The organism is Moraxella sp. K127 (genome assembly GCF_015223095.1).
In the GTDB taxonomy this organism is placed as follows: Bacteria; Pseudomonadota; Gammaproteobacteria; order Pseudomonadales; family Moraxellaceae; genus Moraxella.
The window spans coordinates 17,706-35,251 of record NZ_JADFBZ010000031.1; the positions used below are offsets into that span (position 1 = coordinate 17,706).

The following is a 17,546-nucleotide window of genomic DNA, read 5'->3' on the forward strand; positions in this document are numbered from 1 at the left end:
ATTATAAAGGAAAAAGCAAGGAATAAAAACAAAATGGGACAACCGCCCCATTTTTAGGGCGTGCCTGCCTTTTGTATTTGCAATGAAAAACGAGAAAAATCGCACGTTTTTCAAGGAAAAAACGCAGGTTGATAGTTATTCTATCAAGCAAGTTTTTGACGATGAAAAACAAGATTTAGCCATTTTTCATGCAAAAACGATTGATTTATTTGTAAAATATTTCTATGTTGTAAATAGTGTTATAAAGGGCAGGCACGCCCTAACCAACCAATCAACTAAATCGCTTGGGGGCTTCGTCATAGACATGGGCATGGTATTGTCGCATTTGGCGTTCCATGACCGTGGCTATCGCCGCCGAAATCATGTGCTGTCCGATACTTTGGATGTGCTCCGCCCCGACCATGTCCTTGACCTTATCAGCAAAGGCAATGCTCACCAACGCTTCATCCGTCCCTACTTCTCGCAGGACGAGCGAGCCACTCTCCACTTCAACAAATTCCAAAATGGCTTCTTTGGCACCAAAACGTGGTCTGCCCCGCTCATCCGTGGCTGACTCATTGCCCTGCTGTGCGTGAGCTTCTTCGCTGATGTCTGCCTTGACCGCTTTTTTGCGGGTGCGTTTTGGCTTGGCAGTTGGATTGTCGGTTTGGCTTTTGGCTTGATTGTCAGTATCTTGGGTGTTTTTGATCTGACTGGTTTTGGCTTGTTTTGGCTTGTTTTGGTCTGCCTTGACTTTTGCTTTTGTGCTTTTTGGCTGGTCTGCGGTGTCGCTCACCGCTGACACATCGCCTACTTGTACATCAAGGGCGACATCTGCTGGGTCTTTTTTCTTGCGGGTGCGTTTGGGTTTGTCTTGCGAGTGCGTTTGGGTAGAGACAGACACATCATCTGTCATCACGCCCTGCTCTGCCTGCTTGTCGGATTGCTTTGCCATAAGATTGCCTACTCTTAGCGTACTTTATATATCATTAAAAACCATCCTTATATTATGGCGGTTATGTCGGCAAATTTCAAGTAAACTGCCAAGCTGTATTTCCCTTTTATCCATCATCATACGCTTATTTTTTTAAGCGATAAACACCCAAACATCAAATAAAAGCATTTGCTAGATTTTTACAAATAAATATAAAGATAATAACTGTTATTATTTACAAAGATAATTTTTTAAGGTAAAATGCCTTGTTTGTTGTCATTTTGTATGTAGGGCATGCCTGCCTTTTGTATTTGCAATGAAAAATGAGAAAAATCGCCCGTTTTTCAAGGAAAAAGTGAAGCTTGATAGTCGTTCTATCAAACAAGCTTTTGACGATGAAAAACAAGATTTAACCATTTTTCATGCAAAAACGATTAATTTATTTCTAAAATATATCTGAATTGTGAATAGTGTTATAAAGGGCAGGCACGCCCTAATCTTACAGCTTGATAATACCCACAGGACTTTTGTTTTATTTTTATAGGCATGGCTCTATGCGTCAATACAACTTTCCCAAAAAATCATTGCTCGCCCTACTCATCCCCATCATGATGTGCCACACCATACAGGCTCATGCTGATGACAGCCCAGAACCCAAAGTTCATCTTGGACATGAGACGATTACTATTAGTCGCACGCCCCAAGAGGAAGTGGGCAAAGAAATCATTACTAGGCAAGAGCTAAACCAAGAACTTATCCAAAACACCAAAGATTTAGTGCGTTATAGCCCTGATGTCGGTATTGCTGATAGCGGTCGCCGTTTAAAAGGTTTTGCCATGCGTGGGGTGGAAGGCAACCGAGTGGCAGTCGCCATTGACGGGGTGAGTATTCCTGATTCAGAAGAAAACTCACTGTATGAGCGTTATGGCAACTTTAACAGCTCTCGGGTTACGCTAGACTCTGAGCTGGTTCGTGGTATCGACATGGTCAAAGGTGCTGACTCTTTTAACATGGGTGGGGGCAGTTTGGGCGGGGGTGTGAACTATCGCACCTTGCAAGCGAGCGATTTGATTCAAAGTGGGGATTTTGGCGGAATATATCGCACAGGATACGCCACCAAAAATAACGAATGGTTTCACACGCTTGGCATGGGTTATGATAACGGCATCATAGACATGGCACTTGTATATTCCCAAAGACGTGGGCGTGAGACTGAAAGTCGTGGCAGTGATGTTACGCCTTGGTACAGCTGTTATAGCGAATCCGCTTGTCAAGAGTACGCCACCTATGGGGCTTCACGCATGACACCCGACCCCGAAAAGCACAAAAATCAGAGCTATTTGGCAAAATTGGGCTGGCAAATCAATGACGACCACAGAGTCGGCTTATCAGTCAATGGAGCGAAAATTTTATCGGATACCACCGAGCATTCATATTCGCTAACATCGTACTGGCGTGATGCTACCGATAAGCAAGACATTACCAACACTAATCTTTATCATGAATGGCTACTAAATACCAACTTTTTAAGCAAAATCCGCACCGACATTGATTATCAAAAAGTCGATAACCGTTCTATCAATTATAAGGGTAATAAAAACTGGCGCGATAACAGTCGCACACACCTTGTCAATCTGGACGACCGATTATTTAACAACAAATACAAACGTCTAAGCATTGGGGTAGAATCGCCGACTTTTGGCATTAAAAACACCGAACATCGCATGAGTGCCAAAGTGTTTGTTGCCGAACGAGATTTTAAAAACATCAACATCGATGACATCTATAACAGTGCAGGCGTGATGACTGACCGTGAGATTTACACCATTCAGCACCCCATGAACACCCGTCAATACGGCTTTACCTTGCAGGATAATATCCGCTTTGGTAATGCTTGGTCGGTCAATGCAGGGCTACGCTACGACCATGAAAAAATCAAACCACAACCCCTTGATGTTACTTGTGGCAAAAAGTACGGCTTTGGGGTATTGTGCGAGAATGTAGATATGAATGGAGCAACCTTTAAAAACTGGACAGGACAGTTTGGTGTGGACAAACGCCTAAATGACACATGGCGAGCGGGCTATCTTGCCAGTACAGGCTATCGTAATCCCACATCGTCCGAGATGTTTTTTACATTCCAAAGTGGCTTTGGCAACTGGTCAGCAAACCCTACCCTAAAAACCGAAAAAAGCCTAAATCACACGCTATTTTTGCAAGGCAACGGCGATTATGGCAAGCTAGACGTGGGCATTTATCACAGCAATTACAAAGACTTTTTGTTTGAAACAGAGACAATCAAGTACGAACCCAACAAAAACTACGATGAAATTTTTTGTGATTATTGGGGTGGTGATGCGTGTCGAAAAGCTTATCCAACCTATTATCAACAAATGGTGAATGCAGACAAAGCCCATATTTCTGGCATTGAATTTAAAGGTGAGTTGGCACTAGACAAAGTAACGCCCCTGCCCACAGGGTTTAAAGGGTCTTTGAATGTCGGTTATAGCCGTGGCAAATTATCAGGGTTACAAAATGCCAGTTTACTCTCTATCCAACCCATGAAAGCGGTTTTAGGACTTGACTATGAAAGCCCAACGGACAAATGGGGCGTGTTTACTCGCACAACCTACATGGGTGGCAAAAAAGCCAAAGATGCTCAATATGTGCGTGCAATATCCAATTGTTTAGAATACAAAAAAGACTGGTACGGTCAAGACACATCAACGTGTTTGACAGAAGTACCTGACACCACAGTTGAAAACTACAAATGGCTTAATAAATCTGCGGTAACGTTTGATGTGTTTGGTTATTACAACATCAAAGATAATGTTACTTTGCGTGCAGGGATTTACAACGTCTTTGATAAAAAATACCACACTTGGGACAGCTTGCGTGGCATTAACTCACTTGACCAAGGCAAGGCAGGGGCAAGCAATTCGGTGGACAGACAAGGTCAAGGCTTAGAGCGGTTTTATGCCCCTAGTCGTAACTACGCGTTATCGCTAACCTATGAGTTCTAGTTAATACTCAGTAACAAAGCCCGCCCTGATGGCGGGTTTTTTTTATTTGTCAATTATTTTGTTATATTGTAACTATATTTAATGTTATGTTATAATATTTATTTTTGATTAATGGAGATTTTCTTATGACTGCTTATAAGCGTTTGCCGTTGGCTATTTTACTGATTTTAAGCCATCATGCCCTCGCCGATGATGTACCGACGGTTCAACTTGAGCATGAAATCATTAATATTAAGCACCAACCCTTAGAAAGTCTTGCTTTGGGAGGCGTACGCAAAGTCGGCGACACGGTTATAAAAAGTGAAGCGCTAAAACAGCGCGCAACCACCCTAGGCGATGCTTTGGCAGGCGAGCTTGGTGTTCATTCTAACCATTTTGGTGGCGGTGCCTCAGCCCCCATCATTCGTGGGCAGGAGGGTAAACGCCTGAAAATCCTACAAAACGGCTCAGAGGTTGTGGACATGTCTGGGTTATCGCCAGACCATGCCATAGCGGTGGATACCACACTGGCAAAACAGGTGGAGATTGTGCGAGGCTCTGGTGCATTGTTGTACGCCTCTGGCAACTCAGCAGGCGTGGTCAATGTCGTTGATGACAAAATACCCAGCAAATTGCCCAGCAAATTACAAGGTGATTTGGCGGTGCGTCTTAGCAGTGCCAACCGTGAAAAATTAATCACCGCCAGCGCCGAAGCCCCACTGGGAGAGCATGTGGCGGTGCGTGTTGCAGGGCTGTCCAAACAAGCAGCAGATTATAAAACGCCACGCTTTGACCGCCATGTCTTTAACGAAGAATCTGAATACGATGACACTCAGCCAGAATTCATCTATAAAGACACTTTAAAACATCTGCCAGACAGCCATGCCAAATCACAAGCAGGAACGCTTGGCGTGTCATGGGTTGGCAATCAAGGCTTTTTGGGGGCATCGGTGAGCTTACGCCGAGACAAATATGGCCTGCCCAACCATTCACATGAATATGAAGAATGTAGCGTACATGGCATTTCTCAGTCCGCCTTACAATACAAGCCATATTTGCGTTTGTATCCTTTTTTGATGGAAAATGATGACTTAGAGTTTGACAATGCAGGGCTTGAATGCCATACACATGATGACCATGCTCATGACCACGAGCATGGCAAACCGTGGATTGATTTGAAAATGAAGCGTTATGATGTGCAAGGGCAAATCAATGCACCGTTTGCTGGCATTGATAAAATCCGAGCCAGCATGGGCAAAGCAGATTATCATCATGATGAGATAGATGGGGGTGAGAAGACCAGCTTTTTTGACAATCAAGCCAATGTGTGGCGTCTGGAAGCCTCACATACCCCCATTCATACGCCGATGGGCAAGTTTAGCGGGGTGTTTGGGGTCGGTTATCTCACCTCAAAAAACAGCGGACTTGTGCCACCTCGCTATGAAGATGGCAATAAACAAGACACCCAAAACATCTTACATAATAATAAAACCAAGACAGGCAGTGTGTTTTGGTTTGAAGAATACAAGCCCAATGACAAGCTGACAGTTGACGCCGCCGCTCGCATTGAAAAACAAACCATCACCATGGATTATGACAAAAAAGCCATTTATCAGAGCTTAAACTTAGGTTTGGCAACCGCTCATGAACCAGACATACGTTTTAAACGATTGCTTGACAGCGGTACTCTAAACCCCCAAAAACAAACCGCACGCTCTTATGCTGTTGGGACGCATTTACAATTAACGCCCAAACATAAATTATCGCTGAATCTGTCGCATCAAGAACGCCTGCCAAATGCTCAGGAATTGTATGCTCACGGCATGCACCTTGCCACCAACTCTTTTGAAATTGGTAACCGCTTTTTAAACAAAGAAAAATCCAACAACATTGATTTGGGGCTGACATTTCAAGGTGATAAATGGGATTACCGTCTTGGTGGCTATCATTATGATTTTGATAACTATGTGTTTTTACAAACATTGTCGCAGTATAAGCAAGGTTTGCGTGGCATGCGTCATGATAAAGACTTAAAAACCGCACGCTATGAACAAGCAGCGGCGAAATTTTATGGATTTGATGCCAACATCGGTTATCAGATTAATGATGTGTATCATGTGGCGTTATTTGGTGATTATATTCGTGGCAAACTCACCAATTTGCCTGACAAACAAGGCAGAACCGATGCGTATGGCAACCGTCCTCTCATCAAACAGCCAGACAGTCATACGCCAAGACTGCCACCAAAACGCCTTGGCATGAAATTAACCGCCAATGTTAATGCAAATTGGTCAGGGTCTTTGGAATATCGCCATACCTTTAAACAAGATAAATTGGCGAATTTTGAACGCCCAACCCCAGCTCACAACTTGGTGAATTTGGGGCTTAACTATCAGCACAAGCCAAGCCATCAAGCAGGCTCGGTTCAGGTATTTTTTAATGCCAATAATCTATTAAACGATAAAGTCTTTGCTCACGAGACATTTTTCCCAGACATGCCACAAATGGGGCGAAACTTTATGCTCGGGGCAAATTTCAAATTTTGACAAATCATAAAATCCAAATCAAAAACCATCGTGGCAAACCATATTCTCGATGGTTTTTTGATGGCAAATCAAAGATGGTCAAAGCCCAATTTGGCATGCTGTTTGCTCGCCATATTTTTAGCCATATTTTTAAAAAACTGCAATAAAAAACTTGACATCTTATCATACTGCTGTATAATGAGCGACCAATTGGGGACGTGGCGAAATTGGTAGACGCACTGGATTTAGGTTCCAGCGGGGCGACCTGTGAGAGTTCGAGTCTCTCCGTCCCCACCATGTTTTAACTCAATCGTGAATGCGGTTGAGTTTTTTTGTGTGCAAATTTCTTGACATCTGTTCTTATAAACACAATAATAAATGTACTTCATCCATCTCTTGTAGGACATGCCATGACAACCACGCCTTTTGACACCCTACCCAAATCTACCTTGACAGGCAAACCTGTTTTGCACTTCGTTCATGCCAATGGCTTTCCCGCCCAAGTCTACACATCATTGTTTGAGCATTGGGAGAGGGTATTTAGCATTGAGTATATTAAACTCTTTGGCATGCATCCTGATTATCCGCCAGATAATCACTGGCAAAAACTGACCCATCAGGTACTAGACAACATTCATCAGACCTGCCAAAAACACAGTGTGCCACATGTTGTTGCTGTGGGGCATTCTGTGGGGGCAGTAACGACCATGCAGGCATACGACAAAGACCCTACGCACATCAGTCAGCTCATCGCCCTTGACCCATCTTTACTCATGGGCAAAATGAGCCTAATTTATCAGCTCTCCAAAATCATGGATGACGCCCTATGTCCCTTGACAGGGTCTCAACATTATTTTGTTGATAAAATCTCGCCTGCCAGCAAATCCAAATACCGCAAAGATACCTTTGACAGCAGGCAGACCGCCCATGACAGCCTACGCCAAAAGGGACTGTTTAGAGCCTTTGACTCACGCACCTTTGAAGGCTATATCCAGCACGGGCTGACCGCCACAGACGACAAATTCACGCTCGCCATCCCCAAGGCGGTCGAGCTTGCCATCTTTCGCACCATTCCGTCTCTATACTGGGCTAAGTCACTGACCATCTACCGCCCTACCACGCTCATCGCTGGCAAGGACAGCCACTTCACCCACATGGGTTCATACCACGCCATCCATGACCGCTGGGGCGTGCCTGTTATCTATGTGGACGGCTCGCACATGTTCCCCTTGGAGACGCCCGACAGCACCGCCCATCTCGTGCTAGACACCATCGCCCAACAAATCAAGGCTCGCTAAATGCCCCATCATGACCTAACCGACCCGCAGATGAGCAAGTCATCCCCACGCCCTGCCATTTCTTTTTCGACAGTGGGCGTGGTGGGGCTGTGCTTATTTTGCCTGTTTGGCATGTTTGCCCTGCAAATCATTGGCGTGTATATCGGCTCATTGGCTTATTATGAGCAGGCAGGCAGTCTGGATGTCGCCACGCTCATCATGCTCGACTCCAATAACGGCGTGGTGGTCGCCATCTCGGTTGTCATCACCGCCCTAGCCTTTACGCTGTTTGCCGTGGGCTTGGTGTTATTCAAAAGCAAAACAGCACGCCACAGCACACCCCATCAGCCCCCATTGGCTCATCACTGGGGGGCTGTTTGGCAGTTTTTTGGGATAAAGGCGATGGGCGTTCGGGGCTTTGTCGTCAGCCTAGTGAGTATGATAACATTTATGGCGATGAGTGAGCTTATCTTGACCGCCTTGGACAGCTCGCCCATGGATTTTTTGGATGGGCTTATCACAGATGAATCCCTGCCCCTGCTCATATTCGCCATCGTGGTGGTTGCCCCCATCTATGAAGAACTGGTGTTTCGGGGGCTGATATTTGGCGGACTGCTTCATCGCCATCGTGCCGAGCAAATCCCCATTCGTCTGGTCGGTTTTACCATCGCCAAGCCCACACTCATGGCAAGTCTCATAAGCAGTCTGCTCTTTACGCTCGTTCATCTACAATACGACCTGCTTGGCATGGCAGTCATCTTTGCCATGGCGTTGCTGTTTTGCTATATTCGTATCCAATACGGACTCATCATGGCAATACTCATGCACATGGTCAATAACGGCGTGGCGATGGCGGTGTATTTGGCAAGCTGACACAAAGCCCTTTTCTTTATCATCAGAGCTTGTTATACTATTTATAGGCACACCCTAATTACAGACTTTAACTGGGCAAAAACATCCCAATTCACTTGCAAGTCATCATCAAGGTATTTTATGGACATCATCATCTTGGGCGGGGGCGTGATTGGCACGACCACCGCATATTATCTTGCCAAAGCAGGGGCAAATGTTACCGTCATAGACCGCCAGTCTGATGTGGCGATGGAGACAAGTTTTGCCAATGCTGGACAAATCTCCCCCGGCTACTCCACGCCTTGGGCTGCCCCCAAAATCCCCCAAAAGGCGGTCAAATGGCTCATGCAAAAACACGCCCCCCTTGCCATTCGCCCTGATGGCACATCCTTTCAGATGGCATGGATGCGTCAAATGCTCGCCAACTGTAACGCCATACGCTATCAAATCAACAAAGAACGCATGATGCGGATATCTGAGTACAGCCGTGACTGTATTGGTACTTTGCGTGATGAGATTGGTGTTGGTTATGAACATCGTACAGGTGGCACGGTACAGCTGTTTCGTAAACCTGCCCAAATCCAAGCCATGCACCTTGACACCAAAGTACTAGAAGAATGTGGCGTGCCTTATGAGATACTGGACGCAGATGGGCTTGTCAATGCCGAGCCTGCTCTTGCCCATGCCAGTGCCAATTTGTTAGGTGGGCTACGACTGCCCAATGACGAAACAGGCGACTGCCATCTATTTACAAAACGCCTAGCCGAGCATTGTACATCGCTTGGCGTGACGTTCAAATTTGACACAAACATTGACAACATCATCTTTGAAAATCAAACCATCAAAGGCATTATTGCAGGTGGCGAAACGCTGACAGCAGACGGCTATGTGATGGCGATGGGCAGTTATAGCCGTGCCATGCTCTTACCACTTGGGCTGAATTTGCCCGTCTATCCTGTCAAGGGGTATTCGCTGACCGCTGACATCATCGATGAGACCAAAGCCCCCATCTCTACCGTGCTTGATGAGACCTACAAAATCGCCATCACCCGTTTTGACAATCGCATTCGGGTAGGTGGCATGGCAGAGCTGTCGGGCTTTGATTTGTCATTAAACCCTGCCCGCCGCGAGACTTTAGAGATGGTTACAAAAAGCCTGTTTGACGGTGGCGACCTGCCAAATGCCAAATTTTGGACAGGGCTACGTCCGATGACCCCAGATGGCACACCCATCATTGGGGCGACCAAATTTGACAACCTATTCATCAATACAGGACATGGCACGCTTGGCTGGACGATGGCGTGCGGTTCTGGTAAACTGCTTTCTGATATCATCATGGGCAAACAAACCGAGATTTCATTGGAAGGCTTAGATATGAGCCGTTATCAGAAGTAATGTAGTTTTGATATTGTTAATTAACACACCTTTGGGTGGATTTGTAGGGGCAAATCACATTTACTCTTTGATAAAACGTTGATTTTTGGGTAAATTGCAATTTGCTCCTACACGTCCAAATTTTAAAATGTTTCTTTATTGAACAACACCATTTATTTTTAAGGAAAATGTTATGAACATTCAAAAAATTGACAGCAACGACACCATCACCGAAATTGCCATTTATAATGGCGTGGTCTATTTGGCAGGGCAAGTACCTGATGATGACAGCCTTGATATCGTCGGACAAACTCGTGAAGTCCTAGCCAACATTGACAAAGCCTTAGTCAAGGCAGGCACGGACAAATCTCGCCTTTTGACCGCACAGGTGTTTATCAAAAATTTAGAAGATTTTGATGAATTTAATGCCGAATACGCCGCTTGGATAGCAGGCAACGTTCCGCCCACTCGTGCCACGGTTCAGGCAAATTTGGTAAATCCCAACTGGCTGGTTGAGATTGTGGTAACGGCAGGCATCTAATCTACCCCCACCACTTGTAGCCCTGCCAACGCCACCACCCCTGCCGTCTCGGTACGAAGTATCCGCTCGCCTATCGTCCACGACAAAAAGCCATGCTTGTGGCACTCATCTATCTCATCATCGGACAGTCCGCCTTCTGAACCGACCAGTATGCCTATCGTGGACGGCAAGGGGGCTTTTGGAGTGTAGCGGTGCACGTCGTCCGCTAGGCTCATGACGATTTTTAGCTCATCGGTACAACTTGCTAGGCAGTCCGAAAGTGCCACAGGGGGCAAAATGGCAGGGATGATATTAAGCCCGCATTGCTCACAGGCAGAGACAGCGATTTTTTGCCAATGAGCAAGTTTTTTGTTATCACGCTCATATCTGAGTCGCTCGGAGCGTTCGGTGGTGATGAGCTGTATGGCGGACACGCCCATTTCACACGCCTTTTGAATGGTGTAATCCATACGCTCGCCCTTACTCATCGCTTGGATTAGGGTAACACGGTAAGACAAGGTGCGATTGGTGGGGTTAAAGTCATCTATACGCACATGGGCGGACTTTTTGTCAATGTGGGTCAACGTGGCGGTGTATTCGCCCCCTTGCCCGTTAAAAAGTGTGGCACTATCACCAATATTTGCCCGCAAAACCTTTGTCCAATGATGATACACGTCATCAGGCAGGGTTATCGTGTCATGTACGGCTAGGGGCATATCTACAAAAAAACGCATGAAATCGCCTTTGAAATGATTTATTAAAAATAAATTGGCAACCATAAAATGATTTAATATTTCATTTATTTTTATTTGCCGATTTTATGTTTATTTTATGATTGTTTAACTTAAAAATACACCAATGGGCGTGTTCAACACGCCCCTACAAAAGTATTGTTTAAAAATGTAGAATTGGTGTGAATTGGGGTTAATTTACTACACCCGAGAAGCTTTAAAATTACCACAAACATAATGAAGTTTGGGTGTAGGGGCGTGCTGTGCACGCCTATAAAAATTGGCATGTTATCAAAGGACGTGCGGAGCCAGTCCCTACAAAGCCTGTGTTAAATATTAAGTTTGTTAGGTGTATATTAAAAGATGGATATTATAAATTGATAATGATTTGGGCAAATTGCAATTTGCCCCTACGCATTTATCCAAAAAATAACTCATCTCTTTTTTAAATCAACCTTTTTTGACTCTTTTTTATCTTGTTTAAACACACTTGATAAATCAGGTTTTTCTTTACCAATGGTAACGATGATAAATTCATCAGGGCGGATATAGGTATTTAGCGATTGATTGACCGTATCCAATGTCGCCTTGTCTAGTCGCACCAAATAATCGGTGATATGACTGTCGGGCAAATTGTCATAGTTTAGTTCAGATGCTTTGTTGTGAATGGCGGTATTGGTGGCAAGGCTCATGGGATAGGCGTATTTACGACTGGTGCGTTCTAGGTTAAACTCACTGTCTTTTATGCCATTTTTTCTTGTGTTTTCAATGACTTGTAAGGTTTTGATGATCGCCTCTTTTGCTTTGTCCGATTGGGTAGAAAAGCTGATACGATAATAGCCACGCTCATCAAAGACATTCATAGCACCTGTGATGCCATAGGTGTAGCCGTGCTTGTCTCGAATCTCTTTCATAAGATGGGCATTAAAATCACCCCCTGCCAGCACGCTGTTGGCAAGGCTAAAATTGGTGCGGTTTTGTAGCTCCACAGGATCTTTGGTCTCTTTTTCGCCCATGTGTCCGATATAGACGTGCGTTTGGGTGCTGTCATAGGGGATATGGACGTGCTGTGGCTTGGGGGCGATGGGCGTGGGCAAGTCGGCGGCTCTCTCGCCTTGGGGCAAGGCATTTATCAGGCGTTTGGCGATGGTGCGTGCATCATCGGCACTGATGTCGCCTGTGATGGCGATGTGGGCGTTGCCTTTGGTTAAGTATTTGTTTTTATAGGCGATTAGGTCATCTCGGCTAATGCTCGCCACGCTCTGTTGTGTGCCATGTGTGGATACGGCATAAGGATGCGTGCCATACATGGTTTTTAAAAACTCAACACTCGCCACATGAGCGGGGTCTTGTTTGGCACGCTCAAAACCGATGTCCGCTTGGGCTTGGTTGCGTTTTAGGATAGTTTCATCAAAACGGGGGTTTTGTATCATGTCGGCAAACAAATCAAGGGCAGGATACAGCTCTTTGTCGTCCGACAAACTTCTAAACGCATAAACAAACGTGTCTCGGTAGGCAGTCGCCCCAAATACCACGCCCAGCAGTTCGGCTTTTTCGGCAAATGTGTTCTCATCTAGGTGGGTTGTGCCTTGGGTCATCATGGTGGCGGTCATGCCAGCAATGCCGTAGCCGTCCGCCCGTATGGTGTCATCCTTGGCAGAACCGCCCTTAAAGGTCAAGCTAATGTCCAAAATCGGTAGTTCATCAATGGGCGTAAAAATCACAGGTACGCCGTCCACATCAAACCGCTCCATGTGCGGGATTTTTAAATCCAATGGCTTGTCATCTTTTAGGCTATCAAGCACAGGCAAAGGCTTATCGCTTGGGGCGACAGGGGCATGATGATGACCGTCCGCCCATGTGGTGTGGCTGATAAGGAATAAGGCTAAGGCGATTGGGGTAAGTTTTTTCATGGTAATTCCTGATATTGGGTTGGGGTTTTAATGGTTGATTTTATATAAATCATTTTGGCATTGTTGATTTGTGGTTTTTGATGTATTGATTTTGGGTGAATTGCGATTCGCCCCTACTATCCAAATTTTAAAATATGGGGTTTTTTAACAATACGCTATTTTAAAATATCCAAATTTAACAATACCTATTTATCTTTTCAATAAAATGATTTTGGTAAAATTTAATCGTTATTTTGTTTAAATTTGACCCATAATTTTTATCAATTTTTGGCATTGTTAATTAACCATACCTTTGGGGGATTTGTAGGGGCAAATCACATTTGCCCTGTGATAACGGATTGATTTTTGGGCGAATAAATTGCCCCTACACGTTTAAATTTTAAAATATATCTTTATTAAACTTCCTGCAAAACTAGTTTTCCGTTCACCCTGAGCTTGTCGAAGGGTAGCGGAAAACCGTCATGGTTCGACAAGCTCACCACGAACGGTTTTCTTTAATTCAGGGTTTTGCAGGAAGTCTTTTATTGAACAATACCCCATTTTAAAACCCTAAATCTATTATTCATCTTTTGGCAAAATATAAGCACTATACATACGCTCATCACTTAGGTATTTTTTGCCTGCGTTTTTAATTTCATCGGTGCTAATGGTGGGCAGAATTGCCAATTCTTCTTGGATTTTGCCAAAAGGGATATTTTCATTTTTTAGCATTCCCAGCAAATCCGCCTGCCCTGATACGCCTTCGGACGCAAACACCAAGGCGGTTTTTGTGGCAACCATAGAACGGTCAAGCTCTTTTTGGTCAATGGGGTCGGCCATGGTGCGTTTTATCTCATCTAAGACAAGGCGTTTGGTTTCATCAAGGCTCACCCCTGCTTTTGGCGTTGCCATGACCATAAAAAAGCCGTCCCCATAGCCTGTACTGTCATAACTACTATATACGGACGTAACGAGTTCTTTTTTGACCAAATTTTTGGCAAATCGACCAGACGCTCCGCCACTTAGCACGTCATCAAACAGCCCCAATGCCAACAGCTCTCGCTCGTTGTCGGCGGTGTGGTGGTTGGTGAGTTTTAGGCCAGATACAGTCGGGGCTTGCCATGCCAAAATCAGCGTGGGAACTTGGACGGCTTCTTGGATGACGACATGGCGTTCGCTCACACCGCCTTTGCCTGCATTTAGGTCATCAGCGTGGATGAATTGGGCAGGGTCTCGGGCGGGTACGGGGTCGCCTTTGGGAATGTCGCCAAAATATTTTTTGATATGAGTTAGGGCTTCGTCTTTGTCCACGTCGCCCACGATGACGAGCGTGGCGTTATTGGGGACGTACCATGTGGCGTACCAGTGTTTTAGGTCATCCATGGTCAAGCCTTCAATGTCCGCCATGCTCCCAATAATGGGGCGACCCCGTGGCGTGTCGCCATAGACAAATGCTGAAAACCGCTCCCACGCTTTTGCCATGGGGTTGTCGTCCGTGCGAGAACGGCGTTCTTCTTGGACGACTTGGCGTTCGCTCTCTATCTGCTTAGGTTTAAACAGCACGTTTTTCATGCGATTGGCTTCTAGCTCCAACGCTAGGGCGTAGCGATTGGCGGGCAAAATTTCATGATAAACGGTAACGTCTGAACTGGTGTAGGCGTTATTACTACCGCCATAATGACTGATAAGACGGCTAAATTCATCGCTAGATACCTTTGGCGTGTCCTTGAACATTAAATGTTCCAAAAAGTGCGACAATCCGCCCTTGCCCACAGGCTCATCGTTTGCCCCCACGCCATACCAAATCTGGGTCATGACCACAGGGGCTCGTTTGTCTTCTTTAATGACGACTTTTAAGCCATTATCTAGCGTGTATTCGTGAATGTTGGCGAGCAGTTTTAGCTCTTGTTGGGGAGTGGTAGCAAGGGCGGTTGGGGCTTGGGGCGTGGCTGTTGGGGCGTGCTGGCAAGCGGTTAGGGATAATAATCCCAAGGATACGCATAAGGATAAAACAAGGCGGTTAAAGGTTTTCATAGACATTCCGATGAGTTTGGCGGTTTTATTGATTTGAAATTTTACCCATTAAAGATAAATCATTTGCCAATCAAAATACTGGCAGTGGGGCGTACGCCTTGACCGTTATTGGCACTGCACGCCACAAGCGTTAAAGGCAGGCATAAGGCAATGATGAGCGTGAATTTTTTCATGATAATTCCTAATTGCAAAAGGTTATAGTTTAGCATAAGTTGGGGTGGGTGGCAATTTTGGGAAAAAGATTGACAAAAAATGCTTTTAAAAGTATTATAAAAAGCACTTTTAAAATATTTTTAATAAAGAAATACCATTATGCTAAACCAAATCCATAGCCGTTATGTTGCCAGTATCAGCGATTTAAAGAAAAGCCCCATGGATACACTCGCCCACGCCAATGGCGAACCTGTGGCGATTTTAAATCGCAATACCCCTGCTTTTTATTGCGTGCCTGCTTCTTTATACGAAAAAATGTTAGACGCATTGGACGACCAAGAGCTCATCAAATTGGCAAACGAACGGCAAAACCAAAAAACGGTAAAGGTAACGATTGATGACTTACGAGCCAAATTCCAATAATGATGAAAATCGTGTTTATGAATTAGAATTTAACGAAACTGCGTTAAAAGAATTTGAAAAATTAAACGCCACGATTGCCGAACAATTTTTAAAAAAGCTAGAAAAAGTGCTGTTAAATCCACACATTCCCAAAAATAAACTACACGGGGCAAATGCTAAGAATTTATACAAAATCAAACTTCGTAAGGTGGGTTATCGTTTGGTTTATGAAGTTAGGGATGATAAATTGGTGGTGCTTGTGATTACGGTGGGACGACGTGATACGGTGTATGATAATATTTGACGCACTTATAGGCTTTGGCTCTATTTAGTATGGTAGAGCTGATTTTTTATGATTTATTTTTTGCTAAATTTAGCGTAAAATAACCCCAAATTTTTATGAGAATCATCATGTCTAACACCCAAGCCCACACCGACCCCAAACTTGCCCAAAAACAAGCCGTTGCCAAATCCGCCCTTACCTATGTCGAAGACGGCATGATTTTGGGGGTGGGGACGGGCAGTACGGTAAACTGCTTGATTGAGCTGTTGTCACAGGTTCGCCTAAAAGGGGCGGTGGCAAGCTCAAAAGTGACCGAAGATAAATTAAAAGCCTTGGGCATTGAGATTTTTGATTTAAATACGGTGGGCGAGCTTGACTTGTACATTGACGGGGCAGACGAGATAGACGCTCACGGCAACATGATAAAAGGCGGTGGCGGGGCATTGACCCGTGAGAAAATCGTGGCGGCAGCGTCCAAACGCTTTGTGTGCATGGTGGACGACTCCAAAACCGTCGCCAAACTGGGCAAATTCCCCGTGGCGGTGGAAGTGTTGCCCCAAGCCCGCTCTTATGTGGCTCGTGAACTGGTCAAGCTGGGGGGCGAGCCTGTGTATCGGGAAGGATTTGTCACCGATTATGGCAATGTGATTTTGGATACCTATGATTTGGACATCACAGACCCTGCCGAGCTAGAGAGCACATTAAACAACATTGTGGGCGTGGTGTGTAACGGCATTTTTGCCAGTCAATCGGCTCACGTCATGCTAAAAGCAGGCGATGATGGCGTAAGTACGGTGCAATTTGACAAGACGGCAAGATAAGGCAAATAAAAATAAGACAAATAAAAATAAGACAAATAAAAATAAGGATTTGACATGCTCTTAATGATAGACAATTATTGTAGTTTTACTTACAACATTGTTCAGTATTTTGGCGAATTAAAGCAGGACATTGTGGTAAAACGCAACAACGAGATTACCCTTGATGAGATAACCGACCTTGCCCCACAAGCCATTATCCTAGGGCCAGGCCCTTGTACGCCAACCGAAGCGGGGGTTACGGTGCCGATTTTGACGCATTTTGGCGGAAAGATTCCCATTTTGGGCGTGTGCTTGGGTCATCAAGCCATTGGGCAAGCCTTTGGCGGTGATGTCGTGCGAGCAGGCGAAGTCATGCACGGACGACTATCAGACGTGTATCATGACGATGTGGGCGTATTTCACGGCTTACCAAACCCTGTGTCGGTGGTGCGGTATCATTCGCTTGTCATTGACAAAACCACATTGCCTAAGTGCCTAGAAATCACCGCTTGGACACAAAATGCGGACGGCTCTATGGGTGAGATTATGGGTGTTCGTCATAAAGAGCTAGACATTGAAGGCGTGCAGTTTCATCCAGAATCCATTTTAAGCGAGCATGGTTATCAGCTTTTTAATAACTTTTTAAAACGCTGTGGGCTTGCTGTGTTAGATGATGAAAATTTGCCAACGGTGGCGTGATTTTTTATTTAAAAATGGCATTGTAGGGGTAATTTATTCACCCAAATTTGGTAAAACTATTCGTTTAAAAATTTGTAGTAGTCCAAAAA

The 17,546-nt window shown here is 45.0% G+C and carries 15 protein-coding genes and 1 tRNA gene; 12 read left to right on the top strand and 4 right to left on the bottom strand.

The window, feature by feature from the left end; translation table 11 throughout:
- Positions 1–271: 271 nt before the first annotated feature.
- Complete coding sequence (locus tag IM753_RS12995) at positions 272–934, bottom strand: hypothetical protein (protein WP_227713109.1); 663 nt, start codon at positions 932–934, stop codon at positions 272–274.
- A gap of 295 nt (positions 935–1,229) precedes the next feature.
- Here IM753_RS12995 and IM753_RS07945 point away from each other — a divergent pair, with 295 nt between their 5' ends.
- From IM753_RS07945 to IM753_RS07980, 8 genes are all read left to right on the top strand, one after another.
- Positions 1,230–1,373, top strand: a complete 144-nt coding sequence (locus IM753_RS07945) for a hypothetical protein (RefSeq protein ID WP_194109054.1) — start codon at positions 1,230–1,232, stop codon at positions 1,371–1,373.
- A gap of 94 nt (positions 1,374–1,467) precedes the next feature.
- On the top strand, positions 1,468–3,936 hold the full coding sequence (locus tag IM753_RS07950; RefSeq protein WP_194109055.1) for a TonB-dependent hemoglobin/transferrin/lactoferrin family receptor: 2,469 nt from the start codon (positions 1,468–1,470) through the stop codon (positions 3,934–3,936).
- A 125-nt stretch (positions 3,937–4,061) separates the two neighbouring features.
- On the top strand, positions 4,062–6,461 hold the full coding sequence (locus IM753_RS07955; RefSeq protein ID WP_227713110.1) for a TonB-dependent receptor: 2,400 nt from the start codon (positions 4,062–4,064) through the stop codon (positions 6,459–6,461).
- Between the two features lie 191 nt (positions 6,462–6,652).
- A tRNA-Leu gene (locus IM753_RS07960) sits at positions 6,653–6,737 on the top strand.
- Between the two features lie 113 nt (positions 6,738–6,850).
- The gene (locus tag IM753_RS07965; protein ID WP_194109056.1) at positions 6,851–7,738 is read left to right on the top strand and encodes an alpha/beta fold hydrolase; all 888 of its coding nucleotides are present in this window, start codon (positions 6,851–6,853) and stop codon (positions 7,736–7,738) included.
- A complete protein-coding gene (locus IM753_RS07970; RefSeq protein WP_194109057.1) occupies positions 7,739–8,590 on the top strand; it encodes a CPBP family intramembrane glutamic endopeptidase in 852 nt (283 codons plus the stop codon).
- A 120-nt stretch (positions 8,591–8,710) separates the two neighbouring features.
- On the top strand, positions 8,711–9,964 hold the full coding sequence (locus tag IM753_RS07975) for a D-amino acid dehydrogenase (RefSeq protein ID WP_194109058.1): 1,254 nt from the start codon (positions 8,711–8,713) through the stop codon (positions 9,962–9,964).
- 172 nt (positions 9,965–10,136) lie between these two features.
- The gene (locus IM753_RS07980) at positions 10,137–10,484 is read left to right on the top strand and encodes a RidA family protein (RefSeq protein WP_062498475.1); all 348 of its coding nucleotides are present in this window, start codon (positions 10,137–10,139) and stop codon (positions 10,482–10,484) included.
- Here IM753_RS07980 and IM753_RS07985 read toward each other — a convergent pair.
- The 3 genes from IM753_RS07985 to IM753_RS07995 form a co-directional block, all read right to left on the bottom strand.
- Positions 10,481–11,197, bottom strand: coding sequence for a 16S rRNA (uracil(1498)-N(3))-methyltransferase (locus IM753_RS07985; protein ID WP_062498474.1), 717 nt, complete (start codon positions 11,195–11,197; stop codon positions 10,481–10,483). The two genes, IM753_RS07980 and IM753_RS07985, sit on opposite strands and share 4 nt — an antisense overlap.
- 431 nt (positions 11,198–11,628) lie before the next feature.
- Positions 11,629–13,107: a pitrilysin family protein gene (locus IM753_RS07990; RefSeq protein ID WP_065255888.1), complete on the bottom strand. Its 1,479-nt coding sequence runs from the start codon at positions 13,105–13,107 to the stop codon at positions 11,629–11,631.
- Positions 13,108–13,665: 558 nt separating this feature from the next.
- Positions 13,666–15,120, bottom strand: coding sequence for a pitrilysin family protein (locus IM753_RS07995; RefSeq protein ID WP_194109059.1), 1,455 nt, complete (start codon positions 15,118–15,120; stop codon positions 13,666–13,668).
- A 312-nt stretch (positions 15,121–15,432) separates the two neighbouring features.
- On the opposite strand from IM753_RS07995, the gene IM753_RS08000 reads away from it, so the two are divergent.
- The 4 genes from IM753_RS08000 (at position 15,433) to IM753_RS08015 (ending at position 17,457) form a co-directional block, all read left to right on the top strand.
- Positions 15,433–15,696, top strand: coding sequence for a type II toxin-antitoxin system Phd/YefM family antitoxin (locus IM753_RS08000; RefSeq protein WP_065255890.1), 264 nt, complete (start codon positions 15,433–15,435; stop codon positions 15,694–15,696).
- Complete coding sequence (locus IM753_RS08005) at positions 15,671–15,979, top strand: type II toxin-antitoxin system RelE/ParE family toxin (protein WP_065255891.1); 309 nt, start codon at positions 15,671–15,673, stop codon at positions 15,977–15,979. Before IM753_RS08000 ends, IM753_RS08005 begins: the two co-directional genes overlap by 26 nt.
- A 107-nt stretch (positions 15,980–16,086) precedes the next feature.
- The gene (rpiA, locus tag IM753_RS08010; protein WP_065255892.1) at positions 16,087–16,779 is read left to right on the top strand and encodes a ribose-5-phosphate isomerase RpiA; all 693 of its coding nucleotides are present in this window, start codon (positions 16,087–16,089) and stop codon (positions 16,777–16,779) included.
- A 54-nt stretch (positions 16,780–16,833) separates the two neighbouring features.
- Positions 16,834–17,457: an aminodeoxychorismate/anthranilate synthase component II gene (locus IM753_RS08015; protein ID WP_194109060.1), complete on the top strand. Its 624-nt coding sequence runs from the start codon at positions 16,834–16,836 to the stop codon at positions 17,455–17,457.
- Positions 17,458–17,546: the final 89 nt, after the last annotated feature.

Bases quoted from the DNA above. Each gene is read 5' to 3' on its own strand.
- IM753_RS12995 (WP_227713109.1), bottom strand. From the start codon at position 934: ATGGCAAAGCAATCCGACAAGCAGGCAGAGCAGGGCGTGATGACAGAT.
- IM753_RS07945 (WP_194109054.1), top strand. From the start codon at position 1,230: ATGAAAAATGAGAAAAATCGCCCGTTTTTCAAGGAAAAAGTGAAGCTT.
- IM753_RS07950 (WP_194109055.1), top strand. From the start codon at position 1,468: ATGCGTCAATACAACTTTCCCAAAAAATCATTGCTCGCCCTACTCATC.
- IM753_RS07955 (WP_227713110.1), top strand. From the start codon at position 4,062: ATGACTGCTTATAAGCGTTTGCCGTTGGCTATTTTACTGATTTTAAGC.
- IM753_RS07965 (WP_194109056.1), top strand. From the start codon at position 6,851: ATGACAACCACGCCTTTTGACACCCTACCCAAATCTACCTTGACAGGC.
- IM753_RS07970 (WP_194109057.1), top strand. From the start codon at position 7,739: ATGCCCCATCATGACCTAACCGACCCGCAGATGAGCAAGTCATCCCCA.
- IM753_RS07975 (WP_194109058.1), top strand. From the start codon at position 8,711: ATGGACATCATCATCTTGGGCGGGGGCGTGATTGGCACGACCACCGCA.
- IM753_RS07980 (WP_062498475.1), top strand. From the start codon at position 10,137: ATGAACATTCAAAAAATTGACAGCAACGACACCATCACCGAAATTGCC.
- IM753_RS07985 (WP_062498474.1), bottom strand. From the start codon at position 11,197: ATGCGTTTTTTTGTAGATATGCCCCTAGCCGTACATGACACGATAACC.
- IM753_RS07990 (WP_065255888.1), bottom strand. From the start codon at position 13,107: ATGAAAAAACTTACCCCAATCGCCTTAGCCTTATTCCTTATCAGCCAC.
- IM753_RS07995 (WP_194109059.1), bottom strand. From the start codon at position 15,120: ATGAAAACCTTTAACCGCCTTGTTTTATCCTTATGCGTATCCTTGGGA.
- IM753_RS08000 (WP_065255890.1), top strand. From the start codon at position 15,433: ATGCTAAACCAAATCCATAGCCGTTATGTTGCCAGTATCAGCGATTTA.
- IM753_RS08005 (WP_065255891.1), top strand. From the start codon at position 15,671: ATGACTTACGAGCCAAATTCCAATAATGATGAAAATCGTGTTTATGAA.
- rpiA (WP_065255892.1), top strand. From the start codon at position 16,087: ATGTCTAACACCCAAGCCCACACCGACCCCAAACTTGCCCAAAAACAA.
- IM753_RS08015 (WP_194109060.1), top strand. From the start codon at position 16,834: ATGCTCTTAATGATAGACAATTATTGTAGTTTTACTTACAACATTGTT.